The organism is Streptomyces bungoensis (genome assembly GCF_001514215.1).
Taxonomy (GTDB): Bacteria; Actinomycetota; Actinomycetes; order Streptomycetales; family Streptomycetaceae; genus Streptomyces; species Streptomyces bungoensis.
Genome location: NZ_KQ948852.1, coordinates 31,244 through 50,009 on the forward strand (window position 1 = coordinate 31,244; position 18,766 = coordinate 50,009).

The 18,766-nt window shown below is 73.7% G+C and carries 15 protein-coding genes and 1 pseudogene; 11 read left to right on the top strand and 5 right to left on the bottom strand.

Features of this window, described 5'->3' with window-relative positions:
* The first annotated feature begins 146 nt into the window (after positions 1–146).
* From AQJ66_RS04420 to AQJ66_RS04430, 3 genes are read left to right on the top strand one after another with little or no spacing between them, the layout of a single operon-like run.
* Complete coding sequence (locus AQJ66_RS04420; protein ID WP_061916861.1) at positions 147–1,823, top strand: NAD(P)/FAD-dependent oxidoreductase; 1,677 nt, start codon at positions 147–149, stop codon at positions 1,821–1,823.
* Entirely contained in the window at positions 1,820–3,295 is a 1,476-nt protein-coding gene (locus AQJ66_RS04425) for an ATP-binding protein (protein ID WP_061916866.1), read from the top strand. The genes AQJ66_RS04420 and AQJ66_RS04425 overlap by 4 nt, the downstream gene beginning before the upstream one ends.
* Positions 3,292–3,642 carry a UBP-type zinc finger domain-containing protein gene (locus AQJ66_RS04430; RefSeq protein ID WP_061916869.1) on the top strand — a complete coding sequence of 117 codons (351 nt, stop codon included), beginning with the start codon at positions 3,292–3,294 and terminating at the stop codon, positions 3,640–3,642. The genes AQJ66_RS04425 and AQJ66_RS04430 overlap by 4 nt, the downstream gene beginning before the upstream one ends.
* A gap of 398 nt (positions 3,643–4,040) precedes the next feature.
* Here AQJ66_RS04430 and AQJ66_RS04435 read toward each other — a convergent pair whose 3' ends face one another.
* Positions 4,041–5,798 carry a M4 family metallopeptidase gene (locus AQJ66_RS04435; protein WP_244162743.1) on the bottom strand — a complete coding sequence of 586 codons (1,758 nt, stop codon included), beginning with the start codon at positions 5,796–5,798 and terminating at the stop codon, positions 4,041–4,043.
* A gap of 334 nt (positions 5,799–6,132) precedes the next feature.
* On the opposite strand from AQJ66_RS04435, the pseudogene AQJ66_RS04440 reads away from it, so the two are divergent.
* The 8 genes and pseudogenes from AQJ66_RS04440 (at position 6,133) to AQJ66_RS04475 (ending at position 15,013) form a co-directional block, all read left to right on the top strand.
* Positions 6,133–7,348 (top strand): annotated as a pseudogene (locus tag AQJ66_RS04440) (serine hydrolase domain-containing protein).
* Positions 7,349–7,422: 74 nt separating this feature from the next.
* Positions 7,423–8,100, top strand: coding sequence for an AIM24 family protein (locus AQJ66_RS04445; RefSeq protein ID WP_061916875.1), 678 nt, complete (start codon positions 7,423–7,425; stop codon positions 8,098–8,100).
* Between the two features lie 152 nt (positions 8,101–8,252).
* The gene (locus tag AQJ66_RS04450; protein WP_061916878.1) at positions 8,253–9,293 is read left to right on the top strand and encodes a tetratricopeptide repeat protein; all 1,041 of its coding nucleotides are present in this window, start codon (positions 8,253–8,255) and stop codon (positions 9,291–9,293) included.
* Positions 9,290–10,324 carry a polyprenyl synthetase family protein gene (locus AQJ66_RS04455; RefSeq protein ID WP_061916881.1) on the top strand — a complete coding sequence of 345 codons (1,035 nt, stop codon included), beginning with the start codon at positions 9,290–9,292 and terminating at the stop codon, positions 10,322–10,324. Before AQJ66_RS04450 ends, AQJ66_RS04455 begins: the two co-directional genes overlap by 4 nt.
* Before the next feature lie 404 nt (positions 10,325–10,728).
* Positions 10,729–11,688, top strand: coding sequence for a threonine/serine dehydratase family protein (locus AQJ66_RS04460; RefSeq protein WP_061916884.1), 960 nt, complete (start codon positions 10,729–10,731; stop codon positions 11,686–11,688).
* 200 nt (positions 11,689–11,888) lie between these two features.
* Positions 11,889–13,472, top strand: a complete 1,584-nt coding sequence (locus AQJ66_RS04465) for a serine/threonine protein kinase (RefSeq protein ID WP_061916886.1) — start codon at positions 11,889–11,891, stop codon at positions 13,470–13,472.
* Positions 13,473–13,522: 50 nt separating this feature from the next.
* Entirely contained in the window at positions 13,523–14,494 is a 972-nt protein-coding gene (locus AQJ66_RS04470; protein WP_061916888.1) for an LLM class F420-dependent oxidoreductase, read from the top strand.
* A gap of 93 nt (positions 14,495–14,587) precedes the next feature.
* Positions 14,588–15,013, top strand: a complete 426-nt coding sequence (locus AQJ66_RS04475) for an SsgA family sporulation/cell division regulator (protein ID WP_061916893.1) — start codon at positions 14,588–14,590, stop codon at positions 15,011–15,013.
* 62 nt (positions 15,014–15,075) lie between these two features.
* Here AQJ66_RS04475 and AQJ66_RS04480 read toward each other — a convergent pair whose 3' ends face one another.
* The 4 genes from AQJ66_RS04480 to AQJ66_RS04495 are packed head-to-tail and all read right to left on the bottom strand — an operon-like array spanning position 15,076 to position 18,750.
* On the bottom strand, positions 15,076–15,564 hold the full coding sequence (locus AQJ66_RS04480; RefSeq protein ID WP_061916896.1) for a DUF6328 family protein: 489 nt from the start codon (positions 15,562–15,564) through the stop codon (positions 15,076–15,078).
* Positions 15,565–15,616: 52 nt separating this feature from the next.
* Positions 15,617–16,600 carry an aldo/keto reductase gene (locus AQJ66_RS04485; protein WP_061916898.1) on the bottom strand — a complete coding sequence of 328 codons (984 nt, stop codon included), beginning with the start codon at positions 16,598–16,600 and terminating at the stop codon, positions 15,617–15,619.
* A 12-nt stretch (positions 16,601–16,612) separates the two neighbouring features.
* The gene (locus tag AQJ66_RS04490) at positions 16,613–17,266 is read right to left on the bottom strand and encodes a TetR/AcrR family transcriptional regulator (RefSeq protein ID WP_061916901.1); all 654 of its coding nucleotides are present in this window, start codon (positions 17,264–17,266) and stop codon (positions 16,613–16,615) included.
* On the bottom strand, positions 17,263–18,750 hold the full coding sequence (locus AQJ66_RS04495; RefSeq protein ID WP_061916903.1) for an MFS transporter: 1,488 nt from the start codon (positions 18,748–18,750) through the stop codon (positions 17,263–17,265). The genes AQJ66_RS04490 and AQJ66_RS04495 overlap by 4 nt, the downstream gene beginning before the upstream one ends.
* Between the last annotated feature and the right edge of the window lie 16 nt (positions 18,751–18,766).

An 18,766-nucleotide genomic window follows, 5' to 3' on the forward strand; every position in this document is an offset into this window, starting at 1 on the left:
CGGTGTCCGCGGGCCAGTCTGGCGCACGAAGGCGGCCGGGGAAGATCTACTGAGCGAACCGGGCCGATCGACCATACGATGTCCGTGAACCGGTGCGGCCGGCCCAGCGCCGCCGTGCCGTGCAGCCGACCCGGGGTGGGAGTCGTATGGCACAGGCCGCCGACGCAGCGCGGACCGTCATCCTGACCGTGGACGACGACCCGGGAGTCTCCCGGGCCGTCGCCCGTGACCTGCGCAGACGCTACGGCGAGTCGTACCGGATCGTGCGCGCCGAGTCGGGCGAATCGGCGCTGGAGGCGCTGCGGGAGCTGAAGCTGCGCGGCGACCTGGTGGCCGTCATCCTGGCCGACTACCGGATGCCGCGGATGAACGGCATCGAGTTCCTGGAACAGGCCCTGGACGTGTACCCGGGCGCGCGCCGGGTGCTGCTGACCGCGTACGCGGACACCAACGCGGCGATCGACGCGATCAACGTCGTCGACCTGGACCACTACCTGCTCAAACCGTGGGACCCACCGGAGGAGAAGCTCTACCCGGTGCTGGACGACCTGCTGCAGGCGTGGCGCAGCAGCGCCTACAAGCCGGTGCCCAGCACCAAGGTCGTGGGGCACCGGTGGTCGGCGCGGTCGTCGGACGTGCGCGAGTTCCTGGCCCGCAACCAGGTGCCGTACCGCTGGTACTCGGTCGAGGAGCCGGAGGGGCGGCGGCTGCTGGACGCGGCCGGGCAGGACGGCCAGCGGCTGCCGGTGGTGGTCGCCCCGGACGGCACGGTCCTGGTCGAGCCCGAGGCGCCCGAGCTCGCCGCGCGGGTGGGGCTGGCGACGACGCCGGCGGCCGACTTCTACGACCTCGTGGTCATCGGCGGCGGCCCGGCCGGGCTCGGAGCCGCCGTGTACGGGGCCTCGGAGGGGCTGCGGACCGTGCTCGTGGAGCGGTCGGCGACCGGTGGGCAGGCCGGGCAGAGCTCCCGGATCGAGAACTACCTCGGCTTCCCCGACGGCGTCTCCGGCGCCCAGCTCACCGACCGGGCGCGGCGGCAGGCTTCCCGGTTCGGCGCCGAGATCCTCACCGCGCGCGAGGTGACGGGGCTGGAGGTCAACGGCGCGGCGCGCGTCGTGCGGTTCGCCGACGGCTCGGCGATCGCCGCGCACAGCGTCATCCTGGCGACGGGCGTGCAGTACCGGCAACTGGAGGCGCAGGGCTGCACCGACCTGACCGGGTGCGGGGTGTTCTACGGTTCCGCGCTGACCGAGGCCGCCGCCTGCCAGGGGCACGACGTGTACATCGTGGGCGGCGCCAACTCGGCGGGGCAGGCGGCCATGTACCTGTCCCGGTTCGCCAAGTCGGTGACCCTGCTGGTGCGCGGCCCGGACCTGTCGGCGTCGATGTCGTACTACCTGATCCAGCAGATCGAGGACGCCCCGAACATCTCCGTGCGCAGCCGCACGGTGGTCGACGCGGCACACGGGTCCGGCCGTCTGGAGCAGCTGACGCTGCGTCATGTGACGACCGGGGACAGCGAACGGGTCGACGCCCAGTGGATGTTCGTGTTCATCGGCGCGGCCCCGCTGACCGACTGGCTCGGCGAGACGGTGCTGCGCGACGGGCGCGGGTTCATCCTGGCCGGGCCCGACCTGACGGCCGACGGGCGGCCGCCGGAGGGCTGGGAGCTGGACCGGCCGCCCTACCACCTGGAGACCAGCGTTCCCGGCGTGTTCGTCGCGGGCGACGCGCGCGCCGAGTCCGCCAAGCGCGTCGCGTCCGCCGTCGGAGAGGGAGCCATGGCCGTCATGCTCGTCCACCGCTACCTGGAGCAGTCGTGAGCGGGCAGGTGGTGCCGTGCAGCCCGAAGGAGGTCGGATCGCTGTTCCTCTTCGAGAAGCTGACGCCCGAGCAGTTGGGGCGGCTGTGCGCCGCGGGCCGGGTGGAGCTGTTCCAGCCCGGCCCGGTGTACGCCGAGGGGGAGCCCGCCACCTGCTTCTACGTGATGATCGAGGGCACGGTGGTGCTCTCGCGGCGCGTCGGCGGTGACGACGTGGAGGTCAGCCGGACCTCGCAGCGCGGGGTGTACGGGGGCGCCATGCAGGCGTACCTCGGGGACCGGGTGCGGCAGGTGTACAACAACTCGATGCGGGTGACGGAGCCGACGCGGTTCTTCGTGCTGCCGGCGGACACCTTCGCGTCGATCATGAGCGAGTGGTTCCCGATGGCCGTCCACCTGCTGGAGGGCCTGTTCTTCGGGTCGAAGAACACCCAGGCCATGATCGGTCAGCGGGAGCGGCTGCTGGCGCTCGGCTCGCTGTCGGCGGGGCTCACGCACGAGCTGAACAATCCCGCGGCCGCGGCGGTGCGGGCCACCTCGAGCCTGCGCGAGCGGGTCGCGAAGATGCGGCACAAGCTCGCCGTGATCGCCGAAGGGCCGTTCTCCCGGGACGCGTTGGCGAGCCTGATCGAGATCCAGGAGCGCACCGCCGAACGGGTCGCGAAGGCGCCGGCGCTGAGCCCGCTGGAGGCCTCCGACCGCGAGGACGCCCTCGGCGACTGGCTGGAGGACCACGGCATCGACCAGGGCTGGCAGATCGCGCCCACGTTCGTGCAGGCGGGGCTCGACGTCGACTGGCTGGAGCAGGTCGCGGCCGCGGTCGGCGAGGAGATCCTGCCCGGGGCGGTGGGCTGGCTCAACTACACCATCGAGACCGAGCTGCTGATGAACGAGATCGAGGACTCGACCACCCGGATCTCGCACCTCGTCGACGCGGCCAAGCAGTACTCGCAGCTGGACCGGGCGCCCTACCGGGTGGTCGACGTGCACGAACTCCTCGACAGCACGCTGCTGATGCTGTCCGGCAAGATCGGCCCGCGCATCCGCGTGGTCAAGGACTACGACCGCTCGCTCCCGCCCGTCCCGGCCTACCCGGCGGAGCTGAACCAGGTGTGGACCAACCTCGTCGACAACGCGGTGTCGGCCATGGCCGGCGCGGGCGGGGAGGGCACGCTGACCGTGCGGACGGCGCCGGACCACGAGCGGCTGCTGGTCGAGTTCCGGGACACCGGGCCCGGGGTGCCGCCGGAGATCAGGGACCGGATCTTCGACCCGTTCTTCACCACCAAGCCGGTCGGCCAGGGCACCGGGCTCGGCCTGGACATCTCCTGGCGGATCGTCGTCAACAAGCACCACGGCACCCTCCGGGTCGAGTCGGTGCCCGGCGACACCCGGTTCCAGGTGCTGCTGCCGCTGACCGCCGAGACGCCGGACGAGGCGTCCGCACTGACGACCCAGGAGGAGACACGATGAGTGACGAGGCCGCGATCGACCCGAGCGCGCCGCCGAGCGGCACCGGGTGCGTGGAGTGCGACGAGGCCGGTGGCTGGTGGTTCCACCTGCGCCGCTGCGCGGCCTGCGGCCACATCGGCTGCTGCGACGACTCCCCCGCCAAGCACGCCACCGCCCACTACCGCGCCACCGGGCACCCGGTGATCCGCAGCTTCGAGCCCGGCGAGGACTGGTTCTGGAACTACGACACCGAGGAGCTGTACTCCTCCGGCCCCGAGCTGGCACCGCCCGCCGGCCACCCCACCGACCAGTCGGTACCGGGCCCGGCGGGCCGCGTACCGCACAACTGGGCCGAGACACTGCGCTGAGCGCCCCGCTGTGCTGCGGGCGGGAGTCCCGGGCGGTCGGTCCGGGACGTCCCGGTGGCCCGCGAAGCACCGCGTCCCGTCGGCTCGGCCGGGCCGCACGCGGGGGTCGGCGCCGGGCGGGCGGGGCACACCCCGGGTCGCGGGCGTCACGGCTCCGGGCGACACCCGCACGCCATGGCCGTCGGAGCGGCAGGGGGCCGCCGCCCAGGTGACGAAGGCACTCCGACCGGTCGGCCCGCGGCAGGGGTACCGGGGCGCCCGGCGAGGGCGCCGGGTGCCCCGGCTGGTCCGCGTCCCGCCGCCGCGCCGTGTGCACACCCCGGCGGGGACCGCGCCGCACGTGCGGATGCCCCGCGCGGGGCGGGGCATCCGGTGGTGCCGTGCTGCTCGGGCGCCGGTCAGTGACCGGCGGCCGGGGTGTTGGCGGCGGTGACGTTGACCGCGGCCCACGCCGCGTCCACCGTCCTGTACTCGGTGCTGGTCGCGCCGTACAGGTCCTTGGCGGCCTGCAGCGTCGCGACGCGCGCGTCGTGGAAGCTGGTCGTGGAGACCATGTAGCGGGTCAGCGCACGGTAGAAGATGGCCGTGGCCTTGGTGCGGCCGATGCCCTTGACGGTGGAACCGTCGTAGGTCGGCGAGTTGTAGGTGACCGTGCCGATCTTCTTCTGGCCGCTGCCCTCCGCGAGGAGGTAGTAGGCGTGCGAGGAGACACCGGAGCCCGCGTGCACCTCGGTGGACTCGGTGTCCGGCGCCCAGTAGTCGATCGTGCCCTCGAGCTTGTCGAGCGACGGGTGGTCCAGGCGGCGCAGGAACTTCTGCTGCAGGCCCAGCTTCTCGCCGATCAGGTAGTCCGGCGTGTCCTTCGCGTTCTTCGCGTAGAACTCGACGTTGGAGCCGAAGATGTCCGCGAGGGACTCGTTGAGCGCGCCGGGCTCGCCGTACTGGTTGCCGTCTGAGTCGACGTACGTCGGCTGCAGGTTGGCGGTCGCCTCGACCACGCCGTGGGTCAGCTCGTGACCGGTGACGTCGAGGACGACGAGCGGCTTCTTGAACATGTCGCCGTCGCCGTCGCCGTACAGCATGCAGGTGCAGGTCGGGTCCCAGAAGGCGTTGGCGACCTTCTTGCCCCAGTGGACCATGCCGCGGGCGGCCTTGGAGTTGTCGGCGATGCCCTTGCGGTTGAAGGTCTTCTTGTAGAAGTCCAGGGTCTTGGTGATGCCGTACTGGGCGTCGGCGGCGGCGCTGGAGCGGCTGGTGGTCTTGCCGTTGCCCCACACGTCGGTGGTGTTGGTGAACTTCGTGCCGGCGCCGAAGCTCTCCGTGTACTTGCCCTTGGCGTCCCGGACCTCGGTGCCGTACCGGCTGGGGTCCTTCAGCTGGTAGTGGCCCCGCGAGGTCGCCGTGGTGGTCAGACCCACCTTGCCCACGAAGAGGGTGTTGCCGGTGCCGTGCGCGGTCGCCGGGTAGTGGGTGGCGCCCGAAAGACCGGAGCCGAGCAGGCCGGCGCTCCCGGTGGCACCGGTGCCGGTGGACGGGTCGGCCGTCTCGCCCCGCCTGCGCAGCGCGTCGAGCAGCTTCGGCGACAGGAACTCGTCGGCGTCGGGCGTGTTGCTGCGCACCTTGCCGGTGACGGCGTCCACGACGACGGTGTGCGAGCCGGCCGCGTCGGTGACCGGCACCTGGTAGGCGAGCGCGGACGCGCCATCGCGGGCGTCCACCACGAGCTCGGCGCTGCCCGCTTCGCCGTCGGCGGCCTGGGCGGCCTTGGCGGCGGCCTGGGCCGGCGTCAGCTTGGCCTTGGTGGTGGCCGGCTCGACGGTGTGCCGGGCCGCGCGGGTGACCCCCGTGTAGGACAGCTGCCGGTTCAGGTGGACGACGAGGTCGCCGCCGAGCACCGGCATGCCGCCGTGCGTCCGGACGAACCGGACGTGGCGGGCGCCCTCGGGGTCGACCAGGACGTCCTGGGCGTGCAGTTCGTCGCCCTGCGAGACGCCCGTCGCCGTGGCGTGGGCGAAGGCCGCGGTGCGCGCCGCCTCCACCACCGTCGTGGCGATCGGGGCGGCGGAGGACGTGCGCTCCACCCCCGTGGAGGGACCGGCGAAGGCGGTACCGGCCAGGCCCGTGGCAGCCGTCGTCACCGCGACGGCGACCGCCACGGTACGTATGTGCGGTCTACGCAATCTGATCAGGGTTCCTTCGATGAAGGCGGCCGGGATCACCAACCGCCCTGAGACATGGCGCTGTTGGGCGCCAAGGGGGCTGGTCGGGCCCCGGTGGGAAACCCTTCCCGATCAGTCATGGACACGTAAAGCCGGAATGATCCATTTCGCACTCTTCTATGGCAATTCTTTGCAAATGAGCGCCATAGAGTGATCAAGGGATGACCGACTGTGTGTCGGCTGGGGAGACGCCGTTCTCATCGCCTAGGTTCCCAGGCCGGAATGTGACCGATGTCGCATCAGGTTCCGCGCGGATGGGAGTGGTTGCCGGATGGTCGCAACAGCGGTGGGCAGGGGTGCGGTACTCGGGGCGGTCGCGCTGTCACTGCTCGCGGTCCCGGCGCGGGCCGCGACCGGAGGGGCGGCCGCTCCGCCGGCGGTGTCCCTCCCGGCACCGGACACCGCGGGCGTGGACCGGGTGCTGCGCACCGCGGTGGCGCAGGGCACGCCGGGCGCGCTGGCCCGGATCGACGACAACGGCCGTGCCTACGAGGCGACTCGGGGAGTCGCGGACCGCGGCACGCTGCGGGGCATCAGCGCCGGCGACCGCTTCCGCGTGGGCAGCGTCACCAAGTCCTTCTCGGCGGTCGTCCTGCTGCAACTGGCCGACGAGCACCGACTGGAGCTGGACGCGCCCGTCAACCGGTACCTGCCCGGGCTGCTGCCGGACGACCGCATCACGGTGCGGCACCTGCTGAGCCACCGCAGCGGGCTGTACGACTACACGAACGACCTGTTCGCCGACAGCGTCGCGGGGTTCGAGGCGGTGCGGAACAAGGTCTTCGGCTACCGCGACCTCGTCGCGCTCTCCCTCGAGAAGCCGCGGACCAACGCACCCGGCGCCGCCTACTCCTACTCCAACACCAACTTCGTCGTCGCGGGCCTGCTCATCGAGAAGCTGACGGGCCACTCCGTGAAGACCGCCTACGAGGACCGCGTCTTCAAGCCGCTCGGCCTGCGCGACACCTTCTACGTCCACCCCGACACCCGGATCCCGGGCCGGTACGCCCGCGGGTACCTCACCCCGGACGCGCCCGGTGCCGCACCCGTCGACGCCACGGAACAGACGGTGTCGTGGGCGCAGAGCGCGGGCGCCGTCATCTCCAGCGCGAAGGACCTCGACACGTTCTACTCCGCGCTGGTCGGCGGCAGACTGCTGTCCCCGGCACGGCTCGCGGAGATGGAGCGCTTCACCCGGGTCGACGCCACCACCGCGTACGGGCTCGGACTGCGCCGGCGCGACCTGTCCTGCGGGGGTGTCGGTGTACGGCCACACGGGCGTGGTCCAGGGCTACTACACCTACGCGTTCACCACGCGGGACGGCAGCCGGAGCGTCACGGCCATGGCCACCACGTCGAACAACGGCACGGTGCTCGGCACGCTATCGGGGGTGCTGGAGTCCGCGTTCTGCGGCAAGCCGGCGAAGTCCGCCCGCGCGGCCGGGGCAGCGGACACGGACGCGCCGGACGAGCCGGACGGGGTGTGAGGGATCGGGGAGTGAGGGATCGGGGCGTGCAGTGATCTTGGCGGAACGACTCCGTCCGGGACACCATGCCCCGCATGAAGGGTGACCTCTTTTCCAGTGAGCACGTGGTGCGTCCGGCCGTCGAGCCGGGCATGTCCGTCGAGAACGCCAAGTGCATCAAGTACGCGGTGAACGGCGAGATGTACGCCCGCCAGGGCGCGATGATCGCCCACCGCGGCGCCCTGCAGTTCGAGCGCAAGGGCCAGGGCGTGGGCGGCATGCTCAAGCGCGCCGTCACCGGCGAGGGGCTGCCCCTGATGGCGGTGCGCGGCCAGGGCGAGGTGTGGTTCGCGCACGAGGCGCAGAACTGCTTCGTCGTGGAGGTGGAACCCGGCGACCTGTTCACCGTCAACGGCCGCAACGTGCTGTGCTTCGACCCGTCGCTGTCGTACGAGATCAGGACGGTCAAGGGCGCGGGCGTCGCCGGGGGCGGCCTGTTCAACAGCGTGTTCAGCGGGCACGGTCGGCTCGGCCTGGTCTGCGAGGGCAACCCGCTGGTCATACCGGTCTCGGAGCAGTACCCGGTGTACGTGGACACGGACGCGGTGGTGGGCTGGACCGCGCGGTTGCAGACCTCGCTGCACCGCTCCCAGTCCTTCGGCTCGATGCTGCGGGGCGGCAGCGGTGAGGCCGTCCAGCTGATGCTCCAGGGCGAGGGGTTCGTCGTGGTGCGGCCGAGCGAGGCCACGCCGCAGAAGGCACAGCAGCACTGAGGCCCCGCGGGGTGATCTGCGCCTCACAGGCAACCCCCGCCGTCGTACCCGCGTCTTGACCGGCGACAGACCATGCCCCGGCCCCCGGGCCGGGGCACGTTTCCGACGCGCTATACACGTCATGTATACACGCTGTGTATAGAAGGGTACGCATGTACGGCAAGGCTTTCGCCCCGGAGTATCAGGGCGCCCTGACCACCCTGTCCGTGAACTCCTCGCTGGTCGACGTGCTGGCCGAGGCCACCGAGCGGCTGCGCGAGGCCGAGCGGTCGGGCCTCCCCGGCGAGGCCGCGCGCTGCGGCCTCGCCGTGGCCGAGGCCCACCGGCGGCTCGGGCGGATCGGGGACGCCGACCGGGCCTGGAAGGCGAGTTACCGGGCAGCCCGCGAGGCCGGGGACACCGCGGCCATGGCGTGGGCGCTGTGGAGCGGGGGCACCCTCGCCCGGCAGCGCGGGGCGTTCCCGCTGGCGTGGCGGCTGCTCGGGCTCGCGGCCGAACTCGGCGAGCGCGGCGGCGACGTCGTCGTCCGCGGCTACTCGCTCGCCGGGCTCGCGGAGACCGGCCGGATCCAGGGCGACTACGAGGCCGTCGGCCGGCTGCACGAGCAGCTGCTGGCCGAGGCCCGCCGACGCGGCGAGGCCCGGCACACGGTGTGGGCGCTGGAGGGCATCGCGCAGATGCACCGCAACACCGGCGACCACGACCGGGCGTACGCGCTGTTCGAGGAGGCGGCGGAGATAGCCGAGCGGGCCGAGGACCGGCGCGGCCACGCCTGGGCGCTGCGCGGACTCGCCGACATCCTCTCGGCGCGCGACGGGGACACAGAGGGCGCGCTGGAGCTGCTGTCGCGGGCGGAGGCGACCTGCCGGGAGATGAACCTCTCCAGCGCGCTCGCCTACAACCACAAGATGCAGGGCAACGTCTACTACCGTGCGGGCCGATACGCCGAGGCCCGGGCGCTGTACGAGCGGGCGCTGGAGGAGTTCCGGGCGATGAGCGAGCCGCGCGGCGAGGCCCTGGCCCGCCTCGGGCTGGCCAAGTCGCGCGCCCGGCTCGGCCGGGACCGCGCCGAGACGGCCGCCGAACTCGACGAGCTGGCCCGGGCCCTGGAGCGCGGCGGGCTGCGGCACGCACGGGAGATGGTGGCCCGGGCGCAGGAGGAGTTCGGCCCGGTCGCGGAGGCCGTACGGTGACGGCGCTCCCCTCGGCGGTGCAGGCGCCGCCCTCCGCCCCCGAACTCCTCGACCGCTGCCGGGTGCTGGTGCGTCCCGCGCTGACGGAGGCGGTGGGGCGGCTGCATCCGTGGGTGGCCGAGATGGCCGGCTACTCCTTCGGCTGGTGCGAGGTCGGCGGCGCGCCCGCCGGCGCGTCCGGCGGCAAGGGCGTGCGCCAGGCGCTCGCGGTGCTCGGTGCCCGGGCGGCCGGCGCCGACGGGCGGGCCGGCGTCCCGGCCGCGGTCGCGGTGGAGCTGGTGCACGCCTTCTCCCTGCTGCACGACGACATCATGGACGGCGACGCCACCCGGCGCCGCCGCCCCGCCGTGTGGAAGGCGTACGGCACCGGACCGGCCGTCCTCGCCGGTGACGCCCTGTTCGCCCTGGCCGTGGAGACCCTCGCCGCCGCACCGGGCGGTGCCCGCAGCCTGCGGCTGCTGTCCGCGGCGCTGTCCGATCTGGTGCGTGGCCAGGCCGACGACCTGCTGTTCGCCGCACGCCCCTTCACCGGGCCGGAGCGGGTGACGCCCGTGGAGTACCGGGTGATGGCGGAGCACAAGACCGGGGCCCTGCTGGGCTGCGCCGCCGCGCTGGGTGCCTCGCTCGGCGGGGCTCCGGGTCCGGCCGTGGCCGCGCTGGACCGGGCGGGACGGCACCTCGGGGTCGCCTTCCAGCTGGTGGACGACGTGCTCGGCATCTGGGGCGATCCGGCCGTCACCGGCAAGCCGGCGGGCGGCGATCTCCGGGAGCGCAAGAAGACCTTCCCGGTGCTGGCCGCGCTGGACTCCCCCGCCGCCGCCCGCCGGCTGCCCGCCCTGCTGGACTCCCCCGGCCGGGAGGCGGAGGCGGCGGACCTGATCGAGGCGGCGGGCGGCCGGGCAGCAGCACTGGCCGAGGCCCGCAGGCTCACCGCCGAGGCGCGGACCCTGCTCACCCGGCCGCCCCTGGCCGAGGACGCGGTGGGCGGGATCCTCCGCCTGGTGGACCACCTGGCGGGCCGCGAACTCTGAGCGGGCCGGCCCACCCCGTGGCGGGTCGCGCAGGCCCAGGACCGCGGGATCGATCCCGAGACGCGCACCTGCCGCCCGGCCGTCCCCGGCTGCGGACGCGATAGACGGGATCCTTCGTCTGGCGGGCCGCGAACTCCGAGCGGACTTCCCCCACGGAGCGGAGGCGGGTCGCGCAGGCCCAGGCCCGCGGGCTCACGGCCGAGGCCGGGGCCCGGCTCACCCGGCTGCCCCTGGCCAAGGACGCCCTGGGCGGATCCTCCGGCTGGTGGACCACTCGGGGAGCTGGGAACGCTGAGCGACCTCGCCGGGCCGGGCCCGCCGATACCGTGTTGACCTGGGGCGGCCGCGCGGGTCAGGGTGCGGGGGGCGCGGTTTCCAGTCCCGCGCCGGGAAGGTGAACGGCCTTGATCGGCATCTCGGACATCGAAGCCGCCGCACGGCGCATCGCCCCCTACGTGGTACGCACCCCGACCGTGCCGAGCCCCGGGCTCACGGCGCTCCTCGGCGTCCCGGTCACCGCCAAGCTCGAGCTGCTGCAGCACACCGGCTCCTTCAAGGCGCGCGGGGCGGCGGCGAAGCTGCTGTCGCTGAGCGAGGCCGAGCGGGCGGCCGGTGTGGTGGCGGTCAGCGGCGGCAACCACGGGATCGCGCTCGCGGTGACGGCGGCGGCCCTCGACGTGAAGGCGACCGTGGTGATGCCGCGCACCGCCCCGGCCCGTTCCCTGGAGCTCGCCGCGCAGGCCGGCGCGTCGGTGCGGCTCACCGACGGCATGGACAGCGCGTTCGACCTGGCGATGCGGCTGCGGGACGAGGGCCTGACCCTGGTCCACCCGTTCGACGATCCGGTGGTGGTCGCCGGTCAGGGCACCGTGGGTCTGGAGTTCGCCGAGGACGCCGGGGAACTGACGGACGTCGTCGTCAGCATCGGCGGCGGGGGCCTGATCGCCGGGGTGGCGGCCGCGCTGCGCGCCCGGCGCCCCGGTGTGCGGGTGTGGGGCGTGGAGACGGAGGGCGCGGAGGCGATGTCCGCCGCGCTGCGTGCGGGCGGTCCGGTGCCGGTGCCGGTGTCCTCCCTGGTCACCACGCTGAGCGCGCCCTCGGTCTCCCGGCTGACCTACGACCACGTGTCCGCGCTGGTCGAGGAGGTCCTGGTGGTGCCGGACCGGGAGGCCGTGCGCGGCTGCCTGGATTTCGCGGAGCACGCCAAGCTGTGGACCGAACCGGCCGCGGGCTGTCTGCTGCCCGCGGCCCGGCAGGTGCTGGCCCGGGTGGGCGACGGCGCCCGGCTCGGGCTCGTGGTGTGCGGGGGCAACGCGGCGCCCGGGGACGTGACCGGCTGGGCGGAGCGCTTCGGCCTGCTGTGAGTCCCGTTCGACACCCGGGCGTTTACCGTCGGTTACCCGCAGGTGGACGCCCGGCGGCGCACCTCCTTTGTGAACTCGCAAGCCCTTTCGAGGAGTTGAATAAAAGGCAAGAACGGCGCCGGAGCCGCATTCCTTTGAACACTCCCCCGCGTGCCCCGCGTACCTCTGTGGGAAGAGACGCGGCAGCGGTTCAGCGAGGGATGACCATGGTCGAGGCGCACGTCGGGGCACACGAGCTGGTCGCCGGCCGGTACCGGCTGCTCGAGGTGTTCGCCCGCGAGACGAACCGGCTGTGGTGGTACGCCGAGGACGTGACGGCGAACCAGCCCCGCATGGTGGCGCAGACCGCCCTGCCGGGAGACACGGACGCGGACACCGTGCGCCGCGCCACGGCCCGGGTCGTGCGCACCTCCGAGATCATGCGGCTGCTGTGCCCGGGCCGGGTCGCCACGGTCGTCGACGCCGTCGTGGAGGCGGGCGCCCTGTGGACCGTCACGGACTGGATCGAGGGCACGACCCTCGGCGAACTCCTGGACCGGGAGGGCCCGTTCAGCATCCCCCGGGCGGCGCGGCTCGGCCTGGACGTCCTCGACGTGCTCCAGGCCGCGCACGACGAGGGCATCACCCACGGCGAGCTGAGTCCCGGGCAGATCTTCGTGCGTGACGGGGGGCCGGTCCTGGTGGCCGGGTTCGGGCTGGCCGGCACGACCCTGGTACCGAGGCTGGCTGCGCCGTCGTACGCCTCGCCGGAGCAGGCCCGCGACGAGCGCCTCGGGCCGGCCGCCGACCTGTGGGCGCTGGGCGCGATCCTCTACACGACGGTCGAGGGTCGTCCGCCGTTCCGCGACCGCGGCCGCCCCGATGCCACCCTGCGGGCCGTCGACCGGCTGCCCCTGCGCACCCCGCTGCGCACCGGGCCGCTGACCCAGGCGGTGCAGGGGCTGCTGCGCAAGAACTCCCGGGAGCGGCTGACCCGTCCGGTGCTGCGCGAGGCCCTGACCCGCGCCCTCGACGAGGACACCGGGACCGGCCCCTCCCCGGCGCCCGCATCCCGGCCGCACCGCGGACCGGGGGGTCGCGGCAGGCTGCTCCTCACGGCCGGCACCGTGCTGGCCGTCGCGGCCGCCGTCCTGGCCGCCACCCACCACCTGCCCGGCACCTCGCCGTCGGCCGCCGCGCCCTCCCGGCCCGCCGTCACGGCCACCCCGCCCGCCGGCCCCTCCGGCAGCCAGGCGCCCGGCGCCGGCCCGAGTCCGGGCACCGGGCGGCCGACCGCCACCGCCGGACACAGCCCCAGCGCCGGCGCCACCACCGCCCTGCCTGCCGGCTACCACCGGTACACCGCGCCCGAGGGATTCTCCCTGGCCCTGCCCGACGGCTGGCGGCGGCTGGCCACCTCCCGCGTGCGGGACGTCGCCTACCGCGTCACCTTCGGCACCGACGGCGCCTCCCCCACCCTCGCCGTCACCTCCAGCAGCCGCGTCGGCCCCGACCCGGTCGCCGTGTGGCGCGACGACGTCGAACCGGAACTCGAGCGGCTGCCCGGCTACCACCGGATCGGCGGCGTCCGGGCCACCACCTACCAGGGGTACGAGGCCGCCGACCTGGAGTGGCTGTCCGGCACCGGGGACCTGCGGGTGCACACCCTCGGGCGCGGCTTCCTGACCGGCGGCGGGCACGGCTTCTCCCTGCGCTTCACGACACCGGCCGGGGCCTGGGACGACCCCGCCAACCGGCTCGCCCTGCGGACGTTTCTGCGGACCTTCCGTCCGCCGAAGGGCTGACCGGCGCATCCGTGCCGTTTTCCGCCCGGCAGCCCGGGGACTCGGCCCCCATGGTGCGAATCGGATACACGATGATGACCGAGCAGGCCGGCCCCCGGGACCTGGTGGAGCACGTGGTGCGGGCCGAGGAGGCCGGCTTCGACTTCTCGGTGACCTCGGACCACTACTTCCCGTGGCTGCGCGCCCAGGGCCACGCGCCGTACGCGTGGAGCGTGCTGGGCGCGGCCGCCCAGGCCACCTCGCGGATCCCGCTGATGACGTACGTGACCTGCCCCCTGGTCCGCTACCACCCGGCGGTGGTGGCGCAGAAGGCGGCGACGATGCAGCTGCTGTCCGAGGGCAGGTTCCGGCTGGGGCTGGGCGCCGGGGAGAACCTGAACGAGCACGTGGTGGGCGGCGGCTGGCCCCCGGTCGACGTCCGCCACGAGATGCTCGAGGAGGCGGTGGAGATCATCCGCGCCCTGTTCGAGGGCGGGCACGTCACCCACCACGGCACCCACTACGACGTCGACTCGGCCCGGCTGTGGGACCTGCCGGACCAGCCGCCGCCGATCGGCATCGCGGTCTCCGGTGAGCAGTCCTGCCGCCTCGCCGGGCAGCTCGCCGACCTGGTGATCGCCACCGAGCCGAAGCAGGGGCTGCTGGAGGCGTTCGACCGGCACGGCGGCACCGGCAAGCCCCGGGTCGGCCAGCTGCCGGTGAGCCACGACCCCGACCGGGACACGGCGGTCAAGCGCGCCCACTCCCAGTTCCGCTGGTTCGGCCTCGGCTGGAAGGTCAACGCCGAGCTGCCGCACCCCGACGCCTTCGAGGCCGCGACCCAGTTCGTCACCCCCGACGACGTCGCCTCCTCGATCCCGTGCGGCGACGACCCGGACGCCTTCGTGGAGGCCGTACGGCCGTACGCCGAGGCCGGGTTCGGGGAGATCGCCCTGGTGCAGATCGGCGGCGACGCGCAGCGGGAGTTCATCGACTGGTCGGCGAAGACGCTGCTGCCCGCCCTGCGGGAAGCCTTCGGGTGAGCCGGTCCGTGAGGAATCGGCCACCTGGGTGAGCATCTTGTGCGCGACGGGGGTACTAGAGGGCCCTACGCCCATTTTCCGGAAGGCCCTCGCGTGAACTCCTTCGTGCACAAGACCGTGGTGGTGCAGCTCCAGACGGACGGCACCGGCCGCTGCCCGGTGCTCGCCCATCTGAGCTACGACGCGGAGGACCCGTTCGCGGTCACCGCCGTGTTCGCGCACGACGGCCGGGTGCTGGCCCGCTGGCGGCTGGACCGGCAGATGCTCGGCGAGGGACTGACCAGACCGGTCGGAGTGGGTGACGTACGGATCGCGCCGCACGCCACCGGGATGTGGCGGGAGCTGCGCCTGGAGTTCCTCGGGGACTTCCGGGTCGACGGCAGCCGGCACCGCGCGGTGGTGTTCGCCTGGGCGCCGGCGGTCGCCGCGTTCCTGCGCGAGGCGCACCAGGTGGTGGCTCCCGGCCAGGAGGAGGTCCGGGTCGACGAGATGCTGGCGGAGATCCTCAGCAGCAGCTGAACGCCCGGCCGGGTTGTCCGGCCGGGCGCGGGGGTGCGAGGAGGGGGGCGGCTGGCCTGCGGTCAGCCGTCCGAGCTGTGCTTGCGCCGGGCCCACAGGGGCAGTCCGTACCAGCACACCAGGTACCAGAGGATCACGGCGGTGACGAGATAGGGCACGTAGCCGTTGTTCGTGGCCACCCGCAGGATCAGCAGGAGCGACGAGCCCATGGTGACCAGGAGCAGCAGCAGGCCGACGAAGGTCATCCGGGAGGCCAGCCGCACCGCCTGCGGCTTGACCCGGCGCCCGGAGACCAGGCGGTGCAGGGACACCGGGCCGATGAGCGCGCCGGTCGTGCAGGCGCCCAGGACGACGGTGACGATGTAGATCGCCTGGTCCGCTTGCGAGAGGCTCGCGTACTTCTGCTGGAAGACGACCGTCAGGAGGAAGCCGAAGAGGATCTGCACCCCGGTCTGGGCGACCCGGACCTCCTGGATCAGCTCGCCCCACATGCGGTCGGCCCGCTCCTCCTCGGTCTCGTCGCGCCCCCGGCGCCGTTCCTGCTGCGTCATGCGGTGCGTCTAACCCCCCGGACCCGCGTTCAAACCGGGCGTGCCGGGGCGGCTACCAGCGGTGTTCCACCTGGTCCTTGATCCGGCGCTCGTACAGTTCGCGGATCGCGGCGTGCGTCTCCGGCGGCAGCGCGGGCAGCTTGGCGGCGGCCGCGTTGGCGCGGGCCTGCTCGGGGTTGCGGGCGCCGGGGATGACGGTGGTGACGCCGGGCTGCTCGATGATCCAGCGCAGGGCGAGCTGGGCCGGGGTGCAGCCCTCGGGGGCGAGCGCGGCGAACTCGGCGGCGGCCTCCACACCGGTGGCGTAGTCGACGCCGGAGAACGTCTCACCCTGGTCGAATGCCTCGCCGTGCCGGTTGAAGGTGCGGTGGTCGTCGGCGGCGAAGACCGTGTCCTTGGTGTACTTGCCCGACAGCAGGCCGGAGGCGAGCGGCACCCGCGCGATGATGCCGACGCCGGCCTCCCGGGCCGCCGGGAGCACCTCGTACAGGGGCTTCATGCGGAACGGGTTGAGGATGATCTGCACGCTGGCCACGTTCGGCCGGGCGATCGCGGTGAGCGCCTCGGCGCAGGTCTCCACGCTGACGCCGTAGGCCGCGACGCGTTCCTCCTCGACCAGGGTGTCGAGGGCGTCGAACACCGCGTCGGTGGAGTAGACGGGCGTGGGCGGGCAGTGCAGCTGGACCAGGTCGACGCGGTCGACGCCGAGGTTGCGGCGGGAGCGGTCGTTCCAGGCGCGGAAGTTGTCCAGGACGTAGTTCGCGGGGATCTGCTCGACCCGGCGGCCCATCTTGGTGGCGACCAGCACGTGCAGGTCGGGCCGGGTGCGCAGGAAGGTGCCGATGGTCTCCTCGCTGCGGCCGTCGCCGTAGACGTCGGCCGTGTCGAAGAAGGTGACCCCCGACTCGGCCGCCGCCTCCAGGACGGCCTCCGCCTCCTTGGGGTCCACGTCACCCCAGTCGGCGCCCAGCTGCCATGTGCCGAGCCCGACCACCGACGCCCACTGCCCCGACCTGCCGATCACGCGTTCGTCCATGGCCACAGTCTGTCATCCGGCCGCGGATCCGGCGGAGCGGGTGCCGGGGCCGGGCGTCAGGTGCGCCTGGACGAGGGGCCCGTACCGGTCGGCGACGGCGTCGGTGGCGGCGTCGCGCAGGTGGGGGCCGCGGGCGATGCCGTACATCACGCCGAGACCGACGAGGGCGGCGACGGCGAGTTCGGCGCGCAGGCCCGGCTCCGGGCCGGTGAGCCGGGCGGCGAGGCGCTCGGTCACCTGGGCGCGGAAGTTGGCGCGCAGGACGTCGCCGTGCTCGCCGTGCAGGGGCGCGAAGGCGATGCGCAGCAGCGGGTCGGCGCCGCGCTCGCGCTGGCTGGCCAGCACGTGGCGGACCATGTGCGGGCCGAGCTCCGCCAGGGGTGCGTCGAGCAGGTCGTCGGCGTCGGTGTCGAAGGACATGACGCTGGCGAAGAGGGCGTCCTTGGTGCCGAAGTACTTCAGCACCAGCGGCGGGCTGACACCGGCCCGTTCGGCGACCGCCTTGAGCGTGACGTCGCCCTGCGCGTGCCGGGCCAGGAAGTACCGGGCGGCGCGGAGGATGGCCGCCTTGGTCGCCTCGGCGTCGCGCCGGCCGGTCGCGGTGCCTTCGGTGGCGGGTGCGGGGCCGCCGGGGCCGGAGGACGGGGGCGTGGTCACACCGGTCATGCTCCCTCCATGGCGCCGTCGCGGGCGCCCCGGGTGGTTCGGCCGGCGCGGCGGGTGCCGTCGGCGGGGGTGTCGCCGGGGATGGACAGGGCCGCGGCGCACGCGGCCAGGGCGACGGCGCCGGCCATGGCGAACGCCAGCAGGTAGCCGTGCAGCGTGGGTACGGGGACACCGGCGAGGGGGCTGCTGTGGTGGACCAGGACGGCGGCGACGGCGGCGCTGGAGGTGGCCTGGCCGATGGTGCGCATGAGGACGTTGACGCCGTTGGCGGAGGCCGTCTGGTGGGCCGGGACGGCGCGCAGGATCAGGGTCGGCAGCGCCGAGTAGGCGAGGGTGGTGCCGGTCGCCACCACGGTCGCGCCCAGAATGATCATCCACAGGTCGCGGCTGTCGGCGATGCGGAGCACGTAGCCGCAGGCGATGACGGCGGCGCCGAGGGCGAGGGTGACGCGCGGCCCGCGCGCGGCGGAGATGCGGGCGGACAGCGGCGAGAAGAGCAGCATGGTGACGCCGCCGGGCAGCAGGCACAGGCCGGTCGCGACGATGGACAGCCCGAGGCCGTATCCGGTGGCCTTCGGCGCCTGCACCAGCTGGGCGGTGACGAGGGAGTTGGCGTAGAAGGCGAACCCGGTCAGCAGGGCGGCCACATGGGACAGGCCGACCCGCGGCCGGGTGACCAGGCGCAGGTCGACCAGCGGCCGTTCGGCGCGCAGCTGCTGCCACCACCACAGGGCGAGGACGGCGACGGCGACGGCGAACAGCCCGAGGACCCGGGGGCTGCCCCAGCCCCACTGGCCGCCCTGGGAGACGCCCAGCAGCAGGCACACCAGCGCGACCGCCAGGCCCAGCGCGCCGAGGACGTCGAAGCGGCCGGGTTCCCGGACGGGCGACTCCCGCACCGCCCACCATGTGGCCGTCACGCCGAGTGCCCCGAGGGCGCTGGTCAGCCAGAACATGGTGTGCCAGTCGGCGTACTGGATGACGACGGCGGCGAGCGGCAGGCCGAGCGCGGCGCCGATGCCGACGGTGGAGCTCATCAGGGCCACCGCGCTGCCCCGGCGTTCCGGCGGGAGTTCGTCGCGCAGGATGCTGATCGACAGCGGCACGACCGAGGCCGCGGCCCCCTGCAGCGCCCGGGCGGCGATGAGGACGCCGATGTTCGAGGACAGGGCGCACATCACCGAGCCGACCGTCATCAGCACGAGCGCGGCCGTGAGGACCCGCCGTTTGCCGTACATGTCACCGGCCCGCCCGAGCACGGGGGTGAGCACGGCGCCGGAGAGCAGGGTCGCGGTGACCGTCCAGGAGACCGCGGCCGCGGAGGCCCCGGTGAGCCGGGGCAGGTCGGGCAGCAGCGGGACGACCACGGTCTGCATGACCGCCATGAGGATGCCGCCCGACGCCAGCACCGGGATGGTGAGCCGGTCGCGCAGCCGGCTCGCCGGCGCGCCGGACGGCTGGGATATCGGGGCGGGCTGGTCCATCGGCGCTCCTGCGGAC

What these genes read in the sequence shown, in the direction of transcription:
- AQJ66_RS04450 (WP_061916878.1), top strand. Translation starts at nt 8,253, where the DNA reads ATGTACGGCAAGGCTTTCGCCCCGGAGTATCAGGGCGCCCTGACCACC.
- AQJ66_RS04490 (WP_061916901.1), bottom strand. Translation starts at nt 17,266, where the DNA reads ATGACCGGTGTGACCACGCCCCCGTCCTCCGGCCCCGGCGGCCCCGCA.
- AQJ66_RS04420 (WP_061916861.1), top strand. Translation starts at nt 147, where the DNA reads ATGGCACAGGCCGCCGACGCAGCGCGGACCGTCATCCTGACCGTGGAC.
- AQJ66_RS04470 (WP_061916888.1), top strand. Translation starts at nt 13,523, where the DNA reads ATGGTGCGAATCGGATACACGATGATGACCGAGCAGGCCGGCCCCCGG.
- AQJ66_RS04430 (WP_061916869.1), top strand. Translation starts at nt 3,292, where the DNA reads ATGAGTGACGAGGCCGCGATCGACCCGAGCGCGCCGCCGAGCGGCACC.
- AQJ66_RS04485 (WP_061916898.1), bottom strand. Translation starts at nt 16,600, where the DNA reads ATGGACGAACGCGTGATCGGCAGGTCGGGGCAGTGGGCGTCGGTGGTC.
- AQJ66_RS04480 (WP_061916896.1), bottom strand. Translation starts at nt 15,564, where the DNA reads ATGACGCAGCAGGAACGGCGCCGGGGGCGCGACGAGACCGAGGAGGAG.
- AQJ66_RS04445 (WP_061916875.1), top strand. Translation starts at nt 7,423, where the DNA reads ATGAAGGGTGACCTCTTTTCCAGTGAGCACGTGGTGCGTCCGGCCGTC.
- AQJ66_RS04465 (WP_061916886.1), top strand. Translation starts at nt 11,889, where the DNA reads ATGACCATGGTCGAGGCGCACGTCGGGGCACACGAGCTGGTCGCCGGC.
- AQJ66_RS04495 (WP_061916903.1), bottom strand. Translation starts at nt 18,750, where the DNA reads ATGGACCAGCCCGCCCCGATATCCCAGCCGTCCGGCGCGCCGGCGAGC.